Below are 881 nucleotides of genomic sequence, written 5' to 3' on the forward strand. Positions count from 1 at the left end.
GCGTACTTCAGCAGCGGCACCGCGTTCTTCGACATGTCGATGCCGTAGTAGTCCAGGCGCCACAGCAGCGGTGCGATGGCCACGTCGAGCATCGAGAAGTCGTCGCCCAGCATGTACTTGTTCTTCAGGAAGATCGGCGCGAGCTGGGTCAGGCGGTCGCGGATCTGCGCGCGCGCCTTCTCGAGCTGCTTGTCGTTCGGCTTCAGGCCGCGCGACTCGAGCACGTTGACGTGCGCGAACAGCTCCTTCTCGAAGTTCAGCAGGAACAGCCGCACGCGCGCGCGCGCCACCGGATCGCCCGGCATCAGCTGCGGGTGCGGGAAGCGCTCGTCGATGTACTCGTTGATGATGTGCGACTCGTACAGGATGAGATCGCGCTCGACGAGGATGGGCACCTCGTTGTACGGATTCATCAGCGCGATGTCTTCGGGCTTGGCGAAGAGATCGACGTCGCGGATCTCGAAGTCCATGCCTTTTTCGAACAGGACGAAGCGGCAACGATGCGAGTAAGGGCAGGTCGTTCCGGAGTAAAGCACCATCATGGTGGTGGCTCCTTGGAGGCAGAGGTCAAAACACAAACGCAGCAGGCATGCCTTCGGGCAGCCCGCTGCGTCATCGACCCGGGCCGTCGTGCGGCCCAGGGCGCGAAATCACATCGTTATTTCACGTCTTTCCAGTAAACCGCGTTCAGGCGCCAGGCAATGACGACGAACACGGAGAGAAACAGCAGCACCCAGACGCCGACGCGAACGCGCTGGCCCTGGGCCGGCTCTCCCATCCACTGAAGATAGGCGACAAGGTCGGCCACCGCCTCGTCATAGTCATTGGCGCTCAGCTTGCCGGGCGTCACCTGCTCGAAGCCGGCGAAGCGGTGCACCGAC

At 62.7% G+C, this 881-nt stretch carries 2 protein-coding genes; both read right to left on the reverse strand.

What is annotated here, in order from left to right; translation table 11 throughout:
- Positions 1 to 542: glutathione S-transferase N-terminal domain-containing protein (locus AC1D12_RS34310; RefSeq protein WP_477845520.1), on the reverse strand; the 542-nt coding region annotated here is incomplete at its 3' end.
- Positions 543 to 658: 116 nt separating this feature from the next.
- The coding region (locus tag AC1D12_RS34315; protein WP_477845521.1) for a cytochrome c1 at positions 659 to 881 on the reverse strand (223 nt) is incomplete at its 5' end.

The sequence above is a fragment of the Rhizobacter sp. P1_G5 genome (assembly GCF_056405435.1).